The organism is Limnohabitans sp. TEGF005 (assembly GCF_055394835.1).
In genome coordinates, this window is sequence record NZ_AP029226.1 from 2974432 (window position 1) to 2993913 (window position 19482).

The 19482-nt window shown below is 60.3% G+C and carries 16 protein-coding genes; 11 read left to right on the forward strand and 5 right to left on the reverse strand.

Going from position 1 to position 19482, the window contains the following annotated elements:
• Positions 1 to 54 precede the first annotated feature (54 nt).
• From ACZ5RG_RS14720 to ACZ5RG_RS14730, 3 genes are all read left to right on the forward strand, one after another.
• A complete protein-coding gene (locus ACZ5RG_RS14720; RefSeq protein ID WP_298602672.1) occupies positions 55 to 2358 on the forward strand; it encodes an NADP-dependent malic enzyme in 2304 nt (767 codons plus the stop codon).
• A gap of 154 nt (positions 2359 to 2512) precedes the next feature.
• Positions 2513 to 2926 (forward strand): guanyl-specific ribonuclease, encoded by a 414-nt coding sequence (locus tag ACZ5RG_RS14725; RefSeq protein ID WP_464447451.1) that lies wholly within the window; start codon positions 2513 to 2515, stop codon positions 2924 to 2926.
• A 29-nt stretch (positions 2927 to 2955) separates the two neighbouring features.
• Entirely contained in the window at positions 2956 to 3381 is a 426-nt protein-coding gene (locus tag ACZ5RG_RS14730) for a barstar family protein (protein ID WP_019429907.1), read from the forward strand.
• Positions 3382 to 3648: 267 nt separating this feature from the next.
• Here the strand turns inward: ACZ5RG_RS14730 and rsmA are convergent, their stop codons facing one another.
• Genes rsmA through ACZ5RG_RS14745 form a run of 3 tightly spaced genes read right to left on the reverse strand, consistent with a single transcriptional unit; the run spans position 3649 to position 8172 of the window.
• The gene (rsmA, locus tag ACZ5RG_RS14735; protein ID WP_298602664.1) at positions 3649 to 4428 is read right to left on the reverse strand and encodes a 16S rRNA (adenine(1518)-N(6)/adenine(1519)-N(6))-dimethyltransferase RsmA; all 780 of its coding nucleotides are present in this window, start codon (positions 4426 to 4428) and stop codon (positions 3649 to 3651) included.
• Positions 4425 to 5789 carry a peptidylprolyl isomerase gene (locus tag ACZ5RG_RS14740; protein ID WP_464447452.1) on the reverse strand — a complete coding sequence of 455 codons (1365 nt, stop codon included), beginning with the start codon at positions 5787 to 5789 and terminating at the stop codon, positions 4425 to 4427. Before ACZ5RG_RS14740 ends, rsmA begins: the two co-directional genes overlap by 4 nt.
• Entirely contained in the window at positions 5782 to 8172 is a 2391-nt protein-coding gene (locus tag ACZ5RG_RS14745) for an LPS-assembly protein LptD (protein WP_464447453.1), read from the reverse strand. The genes ACZ5RG_RS14740 and ACZ5RG_RS14745 overlap by 8 nt, the downstream gene beginning before the upstream one ends.
• 113 nt (positions 8173 to 8285) lie before the next feature.
• Between ACZ5RG_RS14745 and ACZ5RG_RS14750 the strand changes: the two genes are divergently transcribed.
• The 3 genes from ACZ5RG_RS14750 (at position 8286) to ACZ5RG_RS14760 (ending at position 11403) form a co-directional block, all read left to right on the forward strand.
• Complete coding sequence (locus ACZ5RG_RS14750; RefSeq protein WP_464447454.1) at positions 8286 to 9404, forward strand: aminoglycoside phosphotransferase family protein; 1119 nt, start codon at positions 8286 to 8288, stop codon at positions 9402 to 9404.
• A gap of 2 nt (positions 9405 to 9406) precedes the next feature.
• Positions 9407 to 10108 carry a 16S rRNA (uracil(1498)-N(3))-methyltransferase gene (locus tag ACZ5RG_RS14755; protein WP_464447455.1) on the forward strand — a complete coding sequence of 234 codons (702 nt, stop codon included), beginning with the start codon at positions 9407 to 9409 and terminating at the stop codon, positions 10106 to 10108.
• Between the two features lie 116 nt (positions 10109 to 10224).
• On the forward strand, positions 10225 to 11403 hold the full coding sequence (locus ACZ5RG_RS14760; protein ID WP_298602653.1) for an MFS transporter: 1179 nt from the start codon (positions 10225 to 10227) through the stop codon (positions 11401 to 11403).
• Here ACZ5RG_RS14760 and ACZ5RG_RS14765 read toward each other — a convergent pair.
• Complete coding sequence (locus tag ACZ5RG_RS14765) at positions 11369 to 12232, reverse strand: alpha/beta hydrolase (RefSeq protein WP_464447456.1); 864 nt, start codon at positions 12230 to 12232, stop codon at positions 11369 to 11371. The genes ACZ5RG_RS14760 and ACZ5RG_RS14765 overlap by 35 nt on opposite strands.
• Complete coding sequence (locus tag ACZ5RG_RS14770; RefSeq protein WP_464447457.1) at positions 12232 to 13713, reverse strand: M20 family metallopeptidase; 1482 nt, start codon at positions 13711 to 13713, stop codon at positions 12232 to 12234. The genes ACZ5RG_RS14765 and ACZ5RG_RS14770 overlap by 1 nt, the downstream gene beginning before the upstream one ends.
• Before the next feature lie 297 nt (positions 13714 to 14010).
• On the opposite strand from ACZ5RG_RS14770, the gene ACZ5RG_RS14775 reads away from it, so the two are divergent.
• The 5 genes from ACZ5RG_RS14775 (at position 14011) to ACZ5RG_RS14795 (ending at position 19482) form a co-directional block, all read left to right on the forward strand.
• Entirely contained in the window at positions 14011 to 14757 is a 747-nt protein-coding gene (locus ACZ5RG_RS14775) for a LytTR family transcriptional regulator (protein ID WP_312259783.1), read from the forward strand.
• 275 nt (positions 14758 to 15032) lie between these two features.
• Positions 15033 to 15896, forward strand: a complete 864-nt coding sequence (locus ACZ5RG_RS14780) for an FAD binding domain-containing protein (protein WP_312259784.1) — start codon at positions 15033 to 15035, stop codon at positions 15894 to 15896.
• Between the two features lie 15 nt (positions 15897 to 15911).
• Positions 15912 to 16397, forward strand: coding sequence for a (2Fe-2S)-binding protein (locus tag ACZ5RG_RS14785; RefSeq protein ID WP_312259785.1), 486 nt, complete (start codon positions 15912 to 15914; stop codon positions 16395 to 16397).
• Positions 16398 to 16425: 28 nt separating this feature from the next.
• Positions 16426 to 18837, forward strand: coding sequence for an aerobic carbon-monoxide dehydrogenase large subunit (locus ACZ5RG_RS14790; RefSeq protein WP_464447458.1), 2412 nt, complete (start codon positions 16426 to 16428; stop codon positions 18835 to 18837).
• 12 nt (positions 18838 to 18849) lie between these two features.
• The gene (locus ACZ5RG_RS14795; protein ID WP_464447459.1) at positions 18850 to 19482 is read left to right on the forward strand and encodes a CoxG family protein; all 633 of its coding nucleotides are present in this window, start codon (positions 18850 to 18852) and stop codon (positions 19480 to 19482) included.

The following is a 19482-nucleotide window of genomic DNA, read 5'->3' on the forward strand; positions in this document are numbered from 1 at the left end:
ATGGCTGCTGAACGCCAGCAGCCACGCGGCACTTTCCTACAACGGAGCACAACAATGACCAACAAGGTTCAAGCCGAAGAAAAACGCGCTCAATTGCGCAAAGCCGCACTCGAATACCACGAGTTCCCGACTCCCGGCAAAGTGGCCATTGCGGCCACCAAGCAGTTGGTCAACCAGCACGATCTGGCGCTGGCTTACTCGCCCGGCGTGGCCGCACCTTGCGAAGAAATTGTCAAAGACCCGGCCAATGCATTCAAATACACCAGCCGAGGCAATCTGGTGGGCGTGGTGACCAACGGCACCGCCGTTCTGGGTTTGGGCGACATTGGCCCATTGGCCAGCAAGCCGGTCATGGAAGGCAAGGGCGTCTTGTTCAAGAAGTTCTCGGGCATCGACGTGTTTGACATCGAGATCAACGAAAAAGACCCGGACAAGCTGGTCGAGATCATCGCTTCGCTGGAGCCGACCTTTGGCGGCATCAACCTCGAAGACATCAAAGCGCCGGACTGCTTTTATGTCGAGCGCAAGTTGCGTGAGCGCATGAAGATCCCGGTCTTTCATGACGACCAGCACGGCACCGCCATCGTGGTGGGCGCAGCCATTTTGAACGGCTTGAAAATCGTGGGCAAAGACCCCAAAAAGATCAAGCTGGTCACCTCGGGTGCGGGCGCTGCCGCCTTGGCTTGCTTGGGTTTGTTGGTCAAGCTGGGCATTCCTCGCGAAAACATCTGGGTCACCGACTTGGCGGGTGTGGTCTACGAAGGCCGCACCGAGCTGATGGACGAAGACAAGATCCAGTTTGTGCAAAAAACCGAGCACCGCACGCTGGCGCAGGTCATCGATGGCGCCGACGTGTTCCTGGGTTTGTCAGCCGGTGGCGTGCTCAAGCAAGACATGGTCAAGTCCATGGCGGCCAAGCCGCTGATTTTTGCCTTGGCCAACCCCAATCCCGAAATCGACCCTGAAGACGTCAAGGCCGTCCGCGACGACGCCATCATGGCCACCGGTCGCACCGATTACCCAAACCAGGTCAACAACGTCCTGTGTTTCCCCTATATTTTCCGCGGCGCTTTGGATTGCGGTGCAACCACCATCACGTTGGAGATGGAAATCGCGGCCGTGCACGCCATTTCCGAGTTGGCGCAAGCCGAGCAAAGCGAAGTCGTGGCCGCCGCCTATGTGGGCGAACCTTTGGTTTTTGGTCCTGAGTACCTGATTCCCAAGCCGTTTGATCCGCGTTTGATGATGAAGATCGCGCCAGCCGTGGCGCAAGCCGCAGCCGACAGCGGCGTGGCCTCGCGCCCCATCAAAGACCTGGACGCTTATCGCGAAAAGCTGCAAGGCTTTGTTTATGCCTCGGGCACGATGATGAAACCGATTTTCACGGCCGCCAAGCGCGCCTTGAAAAAGCGCATTGCCTACAGCGAAGGCGAAGAAGAACGCGTGCTGCGTGCGTCCCAGATCGTGGTGGACGAAGGCATTGCCCGCCCAACCCTGATTGGCCGCCCGGCGGTGATTGCCGAGCGCATCGAAAAGTTCGGTCTGCGCCTGAAAGAAGAGCTGGACTATGACGTGGTCAACGTCGAGCTGGACCACCGTTACCGCGATTTCTGGCAGACCTACCACCGCCTGACCGAGCGCAAGGGCATCACCGAGCAAATCGCCAAGATCGAAATGCGCCGCCGTTTGTCGCTCATTGGCGCCATGTTGCTGCACAAAGGCGACGTGGACGGCATGATTTGCGGCACTTGGGGCACCAACCCCATGCACCTGAACTACATCGACCAGGTCATCGGCAAGCGTGCTGGCGTCAACACTTACGCCTGCATGAACGGCTTGATGTTGCCAGGCCGCCAGGTCTTCATGGTCGACACCCATGTCAACTACGACCCTACGGCCGATCAGTTGGCCGAATTCACCATCATGGCGGCCGAAGAAATGCGCCGCTTCGGCATCAAGCCCAAGGCGGCTTTGCTGTCGCATTCCAACTTTGGCTCGTCCAACCAGCCCAGCGCCGTCAAAATGCGTGACGTGCTGGAGCTGCTGCGCAAAAACGCGCCATGGCTTGAAGTGGACGGCGAAATGCACGGTGACGTGGCGCTGGATGCGGCAGCGCGCCATGCCGTGATGCCAAACAGCAGCCTCATTGGCGATGCGAATTTGTTGGTTTTGCCAAACATTGATGCCGCCAATATTGCTTACAACTTGCTCAAGACGGCTGCGGGCGGCAACATCGCGGTGGGCCCCGTTTTGCTGGGGGCCGCCAAGCCGGTTCACATCCTGACATCCAGCACCACCGTGCGCCGGATTGTGAACATGACTGCCCTCACCGTGGCCGATGCCAACGCCGCGCGTTAAGCCATAAAACGACAGCAAGCGCTAACTTAAGCTTTGAATGCCCAGACAGGCTTTGCCTGTTTATTGGGCATTCGCTTGCTTTTTTATGTCGTTTGCCTCACACTAGCGCCTTCGAGTTTTCGGGTTTACCCGGGGGCTTCTGAAAGGTGTTTTCATGAAGGTGGCGCGACAAATTGCCGCCCTGCAGCGCTGGATGCCGGTGCTTTTGGGGTTGGTGCTCTCAATTTGCACTCTATGGGTGCAGGCCAGTCCGGCCACCCCTGCCCAAACTTCACCGACGCTGTCGGTGACAGATTTGCCGCGAGAAGGCCAAGAAACGTACCAGCTCATCCGCAAGGGGGGTCCTTTTCCTCATGAAAAGGACGGCACGGTTTTTGGCAATCGAGAGCGACTTCTGCCCCGCGAGATACGGGGGTTTTACCGTGAATACACCGTCAGAACACCCGGAGTGAAGCATCGCGGAGCACGGCGCATCGTTTGCGGTGGCCAGGTTCCCCGAAATCCACAGACCTGTTACTACACACAGGACCATTACGCGAGTTTTCGCATGATTGTCGACAAGCCTTGATTTTTAGACTTTAGAGAAAGACCACGGAGATGGACACGCCGATTCGTCACGACCAAGAGGCGCCCCTGAAGGGCGTGCGGTCTAACATCGTGCAGTCGATTCGCGCTTACCGCGTGAGCGACTTGCAAGAGGCCGCCCAAGGCCTGGGCCACCACTTTTTGTATGCCAACTTGGCCGAAGCCCAGAGCAAACAAGACGTGCTGGACCTCATTGGTGCGCAATTCACGCTGCCCTCGCACTTTGGCAAGAACTTTGATGCCTTGTACGACTGCATGACAGACCCATTGCACAAGTCGGGCCCACAGCCAGGCTTCATCGTGGTGCTGGAGCAAATTCCGGCGCACGTCAAATTTGACAAGGAAGCCCGCGAGCAATTGCTGGACATCTTCCGTGACACGGCCGATTACTGGGGAGACAGGAAGATACCCTTCCGATGCTTCTATTCTTTTCTGTAGCCCGTTCTGCGCAAAATAGCCAAGCAGGACGGGCGAATGAGGCACAAACCGAGGACGCCGTGATGGCCGAATCGGTCGAAGAAGGCGAAAAAATGCCCACCGACAAATTGGTGGACGTGTCGCCCTTGGCGCTGCGCATGAGCAGCCCATTCAACGCAGGTTATTGGCTCGCAGCCGCCTGATACCGCGTTGAGCTGCTGTATGCGGCAAAGCAAAAAGCCCGTCACTGACGGGCTTTTTTGTGGGCGCTGACGTGTGTTGACGCGTTCAGACTGCTTGCGCCAAAGCCACAAATTCGGCCACAGGCACTTCTTCGGCCCGGCGTTGCAAATCAAAGGTGCCGCTGAAACCTTTTTCTTCGAGCCATTTACCCAAGGTGTTGCGCAAAATTTTGCGGCGCTGGCTGAAGGCGACCTGCACCAGTGTTTCCAGCGTCTTGACGTTGACCTCGGGTGGTTGGGCCAGGGGCACCATGCGCACCACGGCGCTGTCCACGCGCGGGGGTGGGTCAAAGCTTTCAGGGGGCACAAACAGCACGTTGGCCATGTCGTAGCGCCATTGCAGCATGACCGACAGACGGCTGTAATCAGATGTGCTGGGCTTGGCCACCATGCGGTCAATGACTTCTTTTTGCAGCATGAAGTGCTGGTCCTCGATCACGTCCACTTGCGCCAGCAAATGGAACAGGATGGGCGTGGAGATGTTGTACGGCAGGTTGCCCACGACCCGGATTTTGGCCGTGGCCACAGGCGAGGTCTTGGCCAACATCTGCGTCGCCAGAGCCCTGAAGTCGACTTTGAGCACGTCTGACTCGACCACCGACAGGTGCGGGTGCTCGCGCAGGCGCACCGCCAGGTCGCGGTCCAGCTCGATGACAGTCAGGTGACCCAAACGCTCGACCAAAGGCTGGGTCAAGGCGGCCAGGCCAGGGCCAATTTCGACCATGGGCTGGCCCGCCTCGGGGTTGATCGCGTCCACGATGGCATCGATGATGCCGCCGTCGGTCAAAAAGTGCTGACCAAACCGTTTGCGTGCGATGTGTTTCATTGGGGTGGCTCTCGCATCTCGACATAGGCCCGGCCACGGATGTCTTCGACCCAGGTGGCATAAGCCTCATCGAGTTTCTTTTCGCGCAAGGCATTGCGCGCCAGGGTGCGTTGCTCCTGATCGCTCATGGGCGCGTTGCGGCGGTCGGTGACTTCGATCAAGTGGACGCCAAAGCGGGACACCAGCGGTTCTGCCACCTGGCCTGGGCGCAGGCGGTTCATGGCTTGTTCAAACTCGGGCACAAACATGCCGGGGTTGGCCCAGCCCAAGTCCCCTCCTTGTTGCGCGCTGCCGTCTTGTGACATCTCGCGGGCCAGTGCTGCGAAATCGGCTTTGCCGGACACCACGGCTTTGCGCACTTCGGTGAGCTTGGCCACGGCCTGGGTTTGCGACATTTGCGCGGAAGGCCGCAGCAAAATGTGGCGGGCACGCGTTTGCGTCACCATCAGTGTGGTGGTTTGGCGGCGCTCAATCACTTTGAGAATGTGAAAGCCTGCAGCAGACCGAACAGGCGCAGCCACTTCACCCACATTCAGGTTGCGCGTCGCGTCCAGAAACAAGTCGGGGTAGCGATCGGCAGGGCGCAGACCCATGTCGCCGCCATTGGCCCCTTTGTCGCTGGTTTGAGAAAAAGCCTTGGCCAGCTCGGCAAAGTTTTCGCCAGCGCGTGCACGGCGAGCAATGTCGGCCGCGCGTTCGCCCAAAGCTTGAACGTCTGATGCGGTGCTTTGTTCAGGCACCGAGATCAGGATCATGGCCAAATTCAACTGGGCTGGCATTTGCCCAGCCTGTGCTTTCAGCTGTTCGCGCAGGAATTGCTCGACTTCGACGTCGCTGACGCGGATGCGGCCCTCAACCTCGCGTTCGCGCAAACGGGTTAGGGTGAGTTGGGTGCGCAGTTGTGTGCGAAAGGCGCTCAAGGTGATGCCTTCTTGCGCCAAGCGCTTGTGCATTTCCTCACGCGTCAACTGGTTGCTGGCCGCCACATTCAGCTCGGCCTGCTCAATGGCCTCGTCTTCAATTTTGATGCCCGCATCGCGCGCTTGCTGCAATTGGGCTTTTTCGTTGATCAGTTGCTCGACGGCCAAGCGATTGAGTTCGTTGGTGTCGGGTTGTACGCCGCCGCGAGCTGCCGCTTCGCTGGCCAGCCGCTGCCGCAGCACTTGCACATCGCGGTTGGTGATTGGCTCTGAATTGACAACCGCCACGATGAAATCGGCCTGGCGAGTGATGGCGGTGGCGGCTTTTGCAGGGGAAGCATTGGGGGTTTGAGCCCAAGAACCGGCTGAGCAGATCAAGCTGATCGCACCCAGGATGGCGACCCGCCAAGCTGGACTGGTAGGAAAAAACAGTTTATTCATAGTGCTGGAACCGACTGGGTTGAACCGTGCTGTCGCGCAGGTATTGGTAGCGGGGAATGTTGTCACTGAGGCTCTTTAGGGGGCTGATGCCTACGCGTGCGAAGCCAATGAATTCAAGTTGGAAAAGGATGCGGCTGGTGGCGCTGGTGGCGCTGACACTGGAGGTGTTGGTTTGAAGGCGCTGAAAGGCAACCCGGCCCAGCCAGCAGCCGGCATCGTATTCCAGGCCCACCAGAGTGTCCACGAGGCTGCGCTCTTTCAGGCTGTAATTGAGCCTGCCCACCGTGTACCAGCGGTCGGGCCCGAGGCCTTGCCCAGGGGTGCGCGACCAGGCGGTTTCGGCCTGTCGGTCGGTTTGGCCGATCAGGTCGCTCAAAGGCCATTGCCAGCCCACATCCACAAACTCGGAGTTTGGGGTCACTTGGTTGTTGGCGCGGTAGGCCACATTGATGACCCGGTAAGGGCTGTGGTTGTAGCGTCCCTGCAAGGTGGTTCGGCTGATGTCGTGCGTCTGGTTGTTGGCCTGGATGGTGGCGTCGAATGACCAGCGATCGTCCCACCGGATGCCTGCGCCAAACAAAATGTCGCTCAGGCCCGCCGAGCTGGCGACTTGGCCGGGTAAGACAACCTGCTGATCCGAAAACCGGATGCGTTGGGCCACGCCCACCCGAAGCATTTCAGCGCCGTTGGCTGCGTCAAAAAAGCGGCTGTTCACACCCAGCGTCAGGGCGTCGTTGTCCACCAGTCGGTCCTGACCCACATAGGTGTTTTCGCTGTAAATGGTGGACAAGTTGAAGTCGGTGGCACCGCTGTCATAGAGCGGCAACATGTCCTGGTTTTTGTAGGGCGTGCGGGCGTAAAAAGCACGAGGCTCCAGTGTTTGCAAAACATCGCGTCCAAACCAACGGGTCTCGCGTTCAAACACCAGACCGGAATCCAGACTGAAGGTGGGCAAGACCCGGTTGACCGCACTTTCGCCATTCGACAAAGGCCTGTCCATCTGGTAGCGCGTGGCGTGCAATTGCAGCTTGGGTGTCACAAAGCCCCAAGGGCGAATCCAGGGGCGACTGACCTGGGCGTGCACGAAACTGCGCTCGCCATTGAGTGGCGTGGTGTTGGCGAGACTGGCCACGCGGGAATAGTCGGCCTCAAACCGTGTGGTGTCTCCCACCACAGACCAATCCAGACCTTCAGCGTTCCATTGGCCGTAACGCATGGTGATCTGTGGCGCCCGGTCGTAAGGGGGGGCCGCTTCTTGCAGGTTTTGCCATCGCTGCACTTGGGCGCTCATGCTGAAGTCACCCCTGCCCCAGGACAAGACGCCGGTAGACGGCAAAGCGCGTTGCGTCAGCACCAAGCCCGAGCGTGGGAAATCGCGCCAATAGTTGTTGTCGCTGACCCGGTTCAAGGTCAAACCCAGGTTGATGCGGCCCACGCTGTCGAGTCCCGTGTCAATGCCCCCGTTGTGTTGGCTGGACAAGCCCCAGCGGGTTTGTGAGCGCAGTTTGTCGCTGGGCATCAGGTTCAAGCGCAGCAAGCCGCTGTAGTCTCTCTCCAGATAACGAAATTCGGTGTCTGCCGCCACTCCGCGCTGGCTCATCACATGCGTGGTGACGGTGGCATCGCGGTTGGGTGCAATGTCAAAGTAATACGGTTGAGCCACTTCAACGCCGTTGACCGTGTCAATGCTGAACAGTGGCGGCAACAGGCCGGACTTGCGTTCATTCGTCAATGGCAGGCTGATGGAGGGCGCAGCAAAAATGGGCACATCCTGAAAGCGCATCTGAACGCCGTTGGCCTCGATGCTCGACTCTTCTTCGTCAATGGTCAGTTGCGTGGCTTTCAGGAGCCATTCGGGCAGCCACTCGGGGCCCGGGGTACGTCGACATGTGGTGTAGTTGGCTTGGCGAACGATGGTGCGTTTGTTGTCCACAAACTCGACCTCGGCGGCTTGACCGTAACCCCCACTGCCGTACAACTCGAAGTCCGGTTTTTCAAAGGTGCCCTGAAAGCTGTCGACCTTGAGCTTCAGTCTTGGGCCGCTGAAAACACTGGTTGGCGTGCTGACACGCACTTGGCCTGTGGCATCCACCACGTCTTGCGTCTGGTCGTAGTCCAGCCGATCGGCTCTCAACGCCAACCCTGGCCGTCGGATGCTGGCCTGACCTTCAACCACCAAGTCCATGTCGGGGCGGGCGGTGATTTGTGCACCTTTTACAAATACGGCCCCTTCAGATTGCTGACGTTCCGAAACCGTTTCCTCCAGCAAAGGGCTGCTGCGCAAGGACAAATGGGCAGGCTGGCCCCAAGACGCGCTGACGCTCAAAGCCAACAGCAGTGCCGCAACCCCGTTGCGGCAGGCAAAGGCAGCCGTTGGGTTCATCGGCAAACAGAAAAATGCGAAATATGAGGCCACAAAATGGGGGAAGTTGCAAAAGAATCAGCCTGCCCTGACCAGTCAAAGGCAGCAACAGGCTTTGTAGAATGCGATTATCCATGAGCCATCCCTCTTCATCCCCCATTTCCCCGCCTGTGCTTGTTTCTGAGGTCAGCTGGGCAGACCCTGCCCGCCAGGGTCTATGCCATCAATGGATGGCGAGCATCGCTGCTGAGCAGGGGCTTTTGCCCGAAACTTTGCGCATCGCATCAGCCGATGCCAGCTTTCGCCGCTATTTGCGGGTGGACACCGTGCAAGGTGGCAGCCGCATCGTCATGGACGCGCCACCCGACAAAGAAAACTCGGAACCCTTTGTCCGCATTGCCGCCTTGATGAAAACCGCCGGCCTGCATGCGCCCGAAGTGCTGAACTGGCACGCCGCCCATGGCTTCATGTTGCTGAGTGATTTGGGTGATGCCACCATGATGTCGGCCATCGACGCCGAGCGCCCCCAAGCCAACCATGGCCTGTACATGCAGGCCGTGGATGCGCTGGTGCAGTGGCAGCTGGCCTCGCGCCCCGGCGTGTTGCCGCCCTATGACGAGGCCTTGCTCAACCGCGAGCTGAGCCTGTTCCCCGATTGGTACTTGGCCCAGCACAAAAAAGTGCAGCTGGCAGGTCAAGACAAAGAGACGCTGGACAAGGCCTTTGCCCTGATCGTGCAACGCAACCTGGCCGCGCCCAGCGTGTATGTGCACCGCGACTTCATGCCGCGCAACCTGATGATGCCCCACGGCGCTGGGCCGCTGGGTGCACAACTGGGTGTGCTGGATTTTCAAGACGCGGTTTACGGCCCCATCACTTACGACGTGGCCAGCCTGATGCGCGATGCCTTTTTGAGCTGGGACGAAGACTTCGTGCTCGACATCACCATCCGCTATTGGGAAAAAGCCCGCAAAGCTGGCCTGATGGACTTTGAAGACTGGCACAGTGACTTCGGCGCGTTTTACCGCGCCGTCGAGTGGATGGGCTTGCAGCGCCACCTCAAAGTCGCCGGTATCTTTGCCCGCTTGACCTTGCGCGATGGCAAGCCCAAATACCTAGCCGACGCGCCCCGCTTCATTCACTACATCCGCACCACCTGCGACCGCTACCGCGAACTGGGCCCCTTGCTCAAAGTGATCGACGAGATCGAGGGCACCACGCCGCAAGTGGGCTTTGCTTACGGGCGCATGTGAGCATGCCGCGTTTTTATTGCCCCACCCCTCTGGCCACTGGCCTTGCCCTGAGTCTGCCTGCTGGCGCTGCCCGCCATGTGCAGGTGCTGCGCATGCAGCCGGGCGATGTGATCACCTTGTTCAATGGCGAAGGCGGCGAGTTTGACGCCACCGTGACCCGCATGGGCCGCAGCGATGTCGAGGTCGAGGTGGGTACACACCACCCGGTGGAGCGTGAAGCCGTCCGCGCTGTGCACTTGCTGGCGGGCATCACCGCCAACGAACGCATGGACTGGCTGGTCGAAAAAGCCACCGAGCTGGGCGTGGCCAGCATCACGCCCTTGGTGGCCGAGCGCAGCGTGCTCAAGCTCAAAGGCGAGCGCGCTGAGAAAAAGCTGGCGCACTGGCAAGGCGTGGCCGTGGCCGCCGCCGAGCAATGCGGGCGCAACCGGGTGCCCGTGGTTCATGCGGCGGTGACGCTGGGGCAATGGCTCCAAACAGCCCCGGCCGGTGAGCGCTGGGTGTTGTCTTTGTCGCAAGGCACACAGCCGCTGGCGCAGATGACGGGCAGCGCGGCTGTGACCGTGCTCAGCGGCCCAGAAGGGGGCTTGAGCCCCTCCGAAGAGGCCGCAGCCCTGTCGGCGGGTTTTGCGCCGGTGACTCTGGGGCCGCGTGTGTTGCGGGCCGAAACCGCGCCTTTGGCCGTGCTGGCGGTTTGCGCCTGACGCGTTCAGCGCACCTTGTGTGGCGTCTTTTGCGGTGCGGGGGCCGCAATGGCCCGCAGGACCCGATAAGCCAAGGCGACGCAGTTTCATAAGCGGCAAGCGATACACTGCCCGGTATGAATGCCAATCTGATCCTCCTTACGCTCTGCCAGGGCCTGTTTTTCACCAACAACGTCACCTTTATTGCCATCAATGGCTTGGTTGGCCTGTCCATGGCCCCGCTGGGGTGGATGGCGACCTTGCCCGTCATGGGCTATGTGGTGGGGGGTGCGCTGTCCACCGGCTTGGTGGCCAAAAGCCAGTCGCGCTGGGGTCGAAAAGTGTCGTTCCAGCTGGGCTTGGGCGTGGCTTTGTTCTCGGCATTGCTCGCTGCCTATGCGGCCTGGAGCCACAACTTCTGGTTGCTGGTGGCCGCCACGGTGATCGCGGGTTATTACAGCGCCAACGGCCAGCTGTACCGTTTTGCCGCCGCTGAGTTGGCCGCTGACGGCTTTCGCGAAAAAGCGGTCTCTTTGGTCTTGGCCGGTGGTTTGATCGGGGCCATCGTGGGCCCCAACTTGGCCTCGCGCACCCGCACTTTGTACGAAACCCCGTTTTTGGGCGCTTACATGGCGCTGGGCATCGTGGCCGTTTTGGCCATGGTCTGCATGGCCTTCATCCGCTTTCCGGCGGTGCCTGCCAAAAAACCCGGTGACAGCGCGGGCCGGCCTTTGTCTGAAATCATGCGCCAGCCGGTGTTCATCGTGGCCGCCGCAGCCGCCGCCCTGAGCTATGGCGTGATGAACTTGCTCATGGCGGCCACACCGCTGGCTATGCAGGTGTGCGGCTTCAGTTTTGACGATGCGGCGCTGGTGCTGGAGTGGCATGTGATCGGCATGTTTGCGCCGGGCTTTTTCACGGGCCACTTGATCAAGAAATTTGGCACGCTGCAGATCATGGGCGTGGGCGTGGTGATCAACTTGGCGTGCATCGCCATCGCGCTGACGGGGGTCGAGTTGCACCAGTTCTTGATCGCGCTGTTCTTGTTGGGTTTGGGCTGGAACTTTTTGTTCACCGGCAGCACCACACTGGCCATGAAAGCCTGGACACCCGCCGAAAAAGACCGGGGTCAGGCGGCCATCAACTTTTTGGTGTTCTCCACCATGGCGGTGACCTCGTTTGCCTCGGGGGCCTTGGTCACCACGCAGGGTTGGACTTGGCTGAACATCGGCTCATTGCTGCCCGTGGCGCTGACTGGTGTGGCCTTGGTGTGGATGGCGCTCAAGCAGAAAAGCGTGCAAGCAACCAGCGCTTGAGCGCGTTGAACACCTGGGCGCGGTAGAGGTCGTTGAAGATCTCGTGGTACATGCCTTCAAAGCACTGGGACTGCACCACGGCCTGCGGTGCAGTCTGCGCGAAGTCGGCGCTGGCGTGTGCGTTGACCAGATGGTCTTGCCCCGCATAGAGCAACAAAGTGGGAACGGACCACTGCGCCGCATCGGCCAGGGTTTGGGCGCCGTTGTTCAAAATCCAGGCGGCCAGTCCTGCGGAAATGCGGCGGTGCACCATCGGGTCGGCCAAGTAGGCTTTGACCACATCGGGGTCTCGCGACACGAACTCGGCTTTTAGGCCGTTGTCCACCCGCAGGTGCGGCAGCACGCGGGGCAGTGTGGCCAGCAGCATTTTTTGGAACACATTCGGAAACGCCCCCAGCGCTGGCGATGACAAAACCGCCGCATCCACCGAGCACAGTTGTTCCGCCAGTGTGCGTGCCACCACCAAGCCGCCCATGCTGTGGCCCAGCAAGATCAGCGGGGCATGGGCCAAAGCCGGGTGCTGCCGTGTGTCGTCGACCACGCGGCACAAGTCGACCTGCAAACTGCCGGGGCGCAGCATGTCGCCGCGAGCGCCATCTGAGCGGCCGTGGCCTTGCTGGTCGTAAGCCCGCACCGCAAAGCCCCACTGGTGCAAATTCGCCGCGACTTCGCCATAGCGCCCGGCGTGCTCGCCCAATCCATGCACCAAAAGTACAGTGCCCAGGGGCTTGTCCGCAGGCAGATCCCAGTCATAAACCGCCAGCTGGCCCGCTTCGCCTTGCAGGGCTGAAACGGCTGGGCGTGAGATGGAAAGTTTTTGCGAAAACATCAAGGCATCCGTGCCATCACTTCGGCCACCGCCGCCGTGAGTTTTTGGGCATAGGGCACATGCAAAAACTCGTTCGGTCCGTGCGCGTTGCTCTTGGGGCCGAGCACGCCGCAAACCATCATTTGTGCCTTGGGGAAACCGGCGCTCAGCATGTTCATGAGCGGAATGGTGCCGCCTTGGCCGATGTAGCCCACCGGGGCACCAAAGTGCGCCTGACTTGAGCGGTTGAGCGCTTGCTCGAACCACGGCAAGGTGTCGGGCGCGTTCCAGCCGGTGGCACCGCCGCCCGCCTCAAAGGTGACCTTGGCTTGGTAGGGGGCGTTGTCTTCGAGCAAGGCTTTCATTTCGGCCACGGCCTGCGCTGCGTCCACCAGCGGAGGCAGGCGCAGGCTGAGCTTGAAGGCGGTGTAGGGCCGCAGCACATTGCCCGCGTCTTTGAGGGCCGGAAAGCCGTCGGCACCGGTCACGCTCAAGGTCGGGGTCCAGGTGCGGTTGAGCAAGGCCTGTGTCGGGTCGGTGGTGGTGGGCAGCGCAAAGCTGGTGGAGCCGCCGCAATCGTAGTGCGCCCAGGGAAAGCGCTTGTACACCTCGTCACCCAAAATGGCGGCGGTGGCTTGGGCTTGTGCCAGCCGCTCAGCGGGCACTTCACAATGGAAGCTGGCCGGCAACAGCCGCCCGGTGGTGCTGTCTTCCAGCCGGTCGAGCACTTGGCGCATGATGCGAAAGCTCGATGGCACCAAGCCCGAGGCGTCGCCCGAGTGGATGCCCTCTGTCAGGATCTGCACCTTGAGCGTGCCGCTGGCCATGCCGCGCAGGCTGGTGGTCAGCCACAGCTGGTCGTAGTTGCCAGCGCCGCTGTCCAGGCAAATCACCAGACCCACATCGCCCAAGCGGGTGCGCAGTGCGTCCACATAAGGCAGCAGGTCGTAAGAGCCTGATTCTTCGCAGGTCTCGATCAGGCCCACGATGCGCGGGTGCGGTGTCTTTTGGCTCTTGAGCGCTTGCACCGCTGCGATGCTGGCGTAGACCGCATAGCCATCATCGGCGCCGCCGCGCCCATACAGCTTGCCGTCTTCGTAAACCGGGGTCCAAGGGCCAAGGTCATTGCGCCAGCCGTTGAACTCGGGCTGCTTGTCCAGGTGGCCATACATCAGCACCGTTTGGCCCGAACCATCGCTGGCCGCACGCGTGGCGGCGACCTCAAAAAACATGACCGGTGTGCGCCCCGGCAGCTGGATGATTTCGAGCGTCAGGCCGTCTACTTTTTGCGCTTCGACCCATTGCGCGGCCCGGTGCAATACGGTGGTGATGTGGCCGTTGGCGGCCCAGTCGGCATCGAATGCCGGTGACTTTGCCGGGATCTCGATGTATGTTTTCAGCTCGGGCAGGATGCGGCTGTCCCATGTCTGGGTGACTTCACTCAAGGCGCGGGCGCTGTCGAGCAGGTCAGCGGGTATTTCGCGGTGCAAGGGGGCGTTCATGGGCAAACTCCGGAAAAAGGCAACAACAAGACCAATGACTGTAGCGGTTTTGCGATGGGTGCCGGGTGTGACAGCTGGCCTGCGCGTGGGTGCCGTACAGACCGCAGGTGTACTGGACGGTTGACCACGGCAGGTGCGGTATCGGTGGCAGAATGGGCCCGCTTTGAAAATGGTTTTAGCAATTTTTTCGGTTGTTGTGACGCAGCCTTGCCAAACCATTTTTGAGACGCCCTAGACATCAGTGCATCCCAAGAGGTGCACAACAGGGCCCACTTGGCACAGTGCCCAGGAGACAAAATGACGGATTCCAAGACCGCACCCAACCCGGGCCTGTACTTGTTTGAAAAGTTCGAGGCGGGGGTGATCCATTTGGATGCCCAGCGCAACGTGCTGGCCATGAACGACTATGCGCGGCGCGTTTTGCCGGTGGACGAGAAACAGCCGTTCGACAAATTGGTCACGTCTTTTCATCCCGAGCGCTCCAAACCCAAAGTCAAATTCCTGCTGGACGAGGCTTCGGGCTGCCCTATGGCCAATGCGGTGCCGATGACCATGATCATCAACATCCCCGAGCAGGTCTTGCTCATCAAGGTCAGCCGCCTGGGCAATGCCAAGGGAGAGACCACCGGCTTTGCCTTGGTGTTCTATGACGTCACGCAAGTGGTTGGGCAAGAGCAGCCCCTCGTCGAACCGCCTGCAAGAAATATGCGTTTGTCGCGCATCCCGATGGTGGCCAACCAGAAGGTGGCTTTTGTGGACACCCGCGACGTGCTCAGTCTGGAGTCGCAGGCGCATTACACCCGTGTGCTCACCCGGGAGGGCTACCATTTTTGCAACCTGAGCATCGGTGATCTGGCGCTGAGGCTGGACCCTGCACAGTTCATGCGCGTGCACCGCTGCTTTATCGTCAATCTGCAGGCGGTGCATGAGCTGGGCCGTGAAGGCAGCAAAACCCATGTGGTGCTGAAGGGCAAAAACACCCAGCAAGTGCCGGTGTCGCGCGGCGAAGTGTCCCGCCTGCGTGAGGCGCTGGGCTTGGGCTGACCCCTCTGCGGGGGCCTTTCTTTTCTCTGAGCCCCTGTTGAGCCCCAATTGGAGCCCGTTTTTAAGGGTATTCCCGATGCGTTTTTGTCCCTAGGACATTCCCTGATTGCAAGAGTCAAAAAGTCTGATCAATGCGTTTCGTGCTCGATAAAGTGCATTTCGTGCAATAAATCGACCAAAGAGTGACGTATTTGAATAAAACCTGACTATTGAGTCGGAAAAGGACTCTCCCCAATACTGAGCTGCTGTTTTCCAACAAAACTCAGGAGACCTTGATGATTCCACCGCGTTTTGAATACCACGCGCCCAAAACCGTCGGCGAGGCCGTTGCCTTGCTTGGCCAATTGGGCTCAGACGCCAAGCTGCTGGCGGGCGGCCACAGCCTGCTGCCTATGATGAAACTGCGATTTGCGCAGCCCGAGCACCTGATCGACATCAACCGCATTCCTGAACTCAAGGGCATCCGTGAAGAAGGCGGCACCGTGGTCATCGGGGCCATGACCGTGGAAAACGACCTGATCACCTCGCCCATTCTGCAGGCCAAAGTGCCCTTGCTGTGCGAAGCAGCCAAGCTGATCGCTGACCCCCAAGTGCGCAATCGCGGCACGATTGGTGGTGACATCGCCCACGGCGATCCCGGCAACGATCACCCTGCCTTGTCCATCGTGATCGATGCTTCATTTGTGCTGGAAGGCCCGAACGGACGCCGAACAGTGGCCGCTGACGGATTTTTCCTCGGCACTTACATGACGTTGCTCGAAGAAAACGAAGTCATGTGCGAGATCCGTGTGCCCGCCTTCGCGCCCGGCACCGGCTCGGCCTACGAAAAACTCAAGCGCAAGACCGGTGACTGGGCCACAGCCGGTTGTGCCGTGGTCATCCGCAAAAGCGGCGACCAGGTCAGCCATGTGCGCATTGCACTGACCAACGTGGCCCCGACGGCTTTGCGTGCCGAGGCTGCCGAAGCCGCTTTGCTGAACAAGCCCTTCAGCGCCGCCAACGTGCAAGCCGCCGTGGACGCTGCGATCGCGATTTGCGATCCGGCCGAAGACCTGCGGGGCGACATTGAATACAAAACCGCCATGGCCGGAGAAATGGTCAAGCGCGCCTTGAACAAAGCCTGGTCGCGCTGCGCATAAACGAAGGAGAACAACATGTCCAAAAAACTCGTCACCGTTTCCGTCAATGGCAAAAAAGAAGAAAAAGCCGTTGAACCGCGCACCCTGCTGATCCACTTTTTGCGCGAAGAACTCAACCTGACCGGTGCCCACATCGGTTGTGAGACCAGCCACTGCGGTGCTTGCACCGTGGACATTGATGGCCGCTCGGTCAAGTCGTGCACGCATTTGGCTGTGCAATGCGATGGCTCTGAAGTGCTCACCGTTGAAGGCCTGGCCAACAAGGGCGTGCTGCACGCTGTGCAAGAAGGCTTTTACAAAGAGCATGGCCTGCAATGCGGCTTTTGCACGCCCGGCATGCTGATGCGCGCTTACCGTTTCTTGCAGGAGAACCCCAACCCGAGCGAAGACGAAATTCGCCATGGCATGGCCGGCAACCTGTGCCGCTGCACCGGTTACCAGAACATCGTCAAAGCCGTCCAGTACGCCGCCAAAAAACTGCAAGAGCCCGTTGCGGCTTGATGCGAAACCCATTTGATCGGAGACACACATGAACGCACCGGTACAAACCGCAGAAGCCCGCGAACTCGCGTTGGCTGGCATGGGCGCTTCGCGCCTGCGCAAAGAAGACGCCCGTTTCATCCAAGGCAAGGGCAACTACGTCGATGACATCAAGATGCCCGGCATGCTGCACATGGACATCGTGCGCTCGCCGATTGCCCACGGCCGCATCATCAAGATCAACAAAGAGGCGGCACTGGCCATCCCTGGCGTGCACGCCGTGCTCACAGCAGATGACTTGAAACCCCTCAAGCTGCACTGGATGCCGACCCTGGCCGGTGACGTGGCTGCCGTGCTGGCCGATGGCAAAGTGCACTTTCAGATGCAGGAAGTGGCCATCGTGATCGCCGACGACCGCTACATCGCCGCTGACGCGGTCGAAGCGGTTGAGATCGAATACGAAGAGTTGCCCGTGGTGCTCGATCCCTATGCCGCCCTGCAACCCGATGCCCCGGTGATTCGTGAAGACCTGGCTGGCAAGACCGAAGGTGCACATGGCAAACGTGAGCACCACAACCACATCTTCACGTGGGATGCGGGTGACAAGTCAGCCGCCGATGCGGCCTTTGACAAAGCCGAAGTGACCGTGTCGCAGCACATGTACTACCCTCGCGTGCACCCTTGCCCGCTGGAGACCTGTGGTTGCGTGGCCTCGTTCGACCCGATCAAGGGCGACCTGACCACCTTCATCACCAGCCAAGCCCCCCATGTGGTGCGCACCGTGGTGTCCATGCTCTCGGGCATTCCCGAGTCTAAAGTGCGCATCGTCAGCCCCGACATCGGTGGCGGCTTTGGCAACAAGGTTGGCATCTACCCCGGCTATGTCTGCGCCATCGTGGCCTCTATCGTGCTGGGCCGCCCCGTCAAATGGGTCGAAGACCGCATCGAAAACATCTCGTCCACCGCCTTTGCCCGTGACTACCACATGGACGGCGAACTGGCCGCCACCGCCGACGGCAAGATCACCGGCCTGCGCGTGAATGTGGTGGCCGACCATGGCGCGTTTGACGCCTGCGCTGACCCGACCAAGTTCCCTGCGGGCATGTTCCACATCGTCTCGGGCAGTTACGACATTCCTGCGGCACACGCCAGCGTGAAAGGCGTTTACACCAACAAAGCCCCCGGTGGCGTGGCTTACCGCTGCTCTTTCCGTGTCACCGAAGCGGTGTATTTGATCGAGCGCATGGTCGACGTGCTGGCGCAAAAACTGGGCATGGACAAGGCCGAAATCCGCGCCAAGAACTTCGTCAAGAAAGAGCAGTTCCCCTACACCAGCGCCTTCGGTTTTGAATACGACTCGGGTGATTACCAGACCGCGCTCGACAAGGTGTTGGAGGCGGTGGATTACAAAGGCCTGCGCGCCGAGCAAGCGCTCAAACGCACCGATCCCAACAGCCCGACCTTGATGGGGATTGGCTTGGTCACCTTCACCGAAGTGGTGGGTGCCGGTCCCTCCAAGATGTGCGACATCTTGGGCGTGGGCATGTTCGACTCTTGCGAAATCCGCATCCACCCCACCGGCAGCGCAATCGCCCGCATGGGCACCATCACGCAAGGCCAGGGCCACCAAACCACCTACGCGCAGATCATCGCCACAGAGTTGGGTATTCCGTCTGAAGTGATTCAGGTCGAAGAAGGCGACACCAGCACCGCGCCCTACGGCCTGGGCACTTACGGTTCGCGTTCCACACCGGTGGCGGGTGCCGCCATCGCTTTGGCCGCCCGCAAGATCCATGCAAAGGCCCGCAAGATCGCTGCACACATGCTCGAAGTGAACGAAAACGATCTCGACTGGGAAGTCGACCGTTTCAAGGTCAAGGGCGACGACAGCAAGTTCAAGACCATGGCCGATGTGGCGTGGCAGGCCTACCACCAGCCACCAGACGGTTTGGAGCCAGGCCTGGAAGCCGTGCATTACTACGACCCACCGAACTTCACATTCCCGTTCGGCATCTACTTGTGTGTGGTCGACATCGACCGTGCCACGGGTGAGACCAAGATCCGCCGCTTCTATGCGCTGGACGACTGTGGCACCCGCATCAACCCGATGATCATCGATGGCCAGATTCACGGCGGTCTGACCGAAGGCTTTGCCGTGGCCATGGGCCAGCAAATGCCTTTCGATGCGCAGGGCAACTTGCTGGGCAACACGCTGATGGATTACTTCTTGCCCACCTTTGTGGAAACCCCACACTGGGAAACCGACCACACCGTGACGCCTTCGCCGCACCACCCGCTGGGTGCCAAGGGCGTGGCCGAATCGCCGCACGTGGGCTCGATCCCGACCTTCACTTCGGCCGTGGTCGATGCCTTCTCTCACCTGGGTGTCACACACCTGGACATGCCGCACAACGCTTTCCGCACCTGGAAAGCGCTGCGCGAGCACGGCGCGGCTTTGTAATCAGGAACCACCATGGAAGTCAAACTCGACAAACAATACCCACTCGATGTGGACGCGGCACGAGCGTGGGCCTTGCTCACCGACCTCAAGGCCACGGCCAATTGCATGCCCGGTGCCGAAATCACTGAGCAACTGTCTGACACGTCGTTCAAAGGCGGCGTGAAGGTCAAGGTTGGCCCGGCAGTGGCCCAGTTCGGCGGCACGGTCGACGTGATCGAAGCGGTGGCCGCCGAGCGCAAGATGGTCTTGCGTGGCAAAGGTGCCGACAAAGGCGGCTCGTCCGCCTCGATGGACCTGACCGCCATCATCACGCCCGACCCTGCCAACCCGGCGCACTGCGTGCTCAATGGGCAGGCGGCGGTGATCGTGAACGGCAAGTTCGCCCAATTCGGCGGTCGCATGATGGTGCAGGTGTCCGACATGCTGCTGGCGCAGTTTGTTGAAAACTTCCGCCAGACTGCGCTGACGCTGCCTGCGGCCGATGGTTCGCCAGCGGCGGGTGCTTCGGGTGCCACGGCTGGCGCCAGTGCCACTGCGGCGGCGGCACCTGCCGCCCCTGTGGTGGCCCGCGAGATCAATGGCCTGGCCATCTTCTGGGCCTTGCTCAAGAGCTGGCTGGGTGGCTTGTTGGGCAAGAAAGCCTGA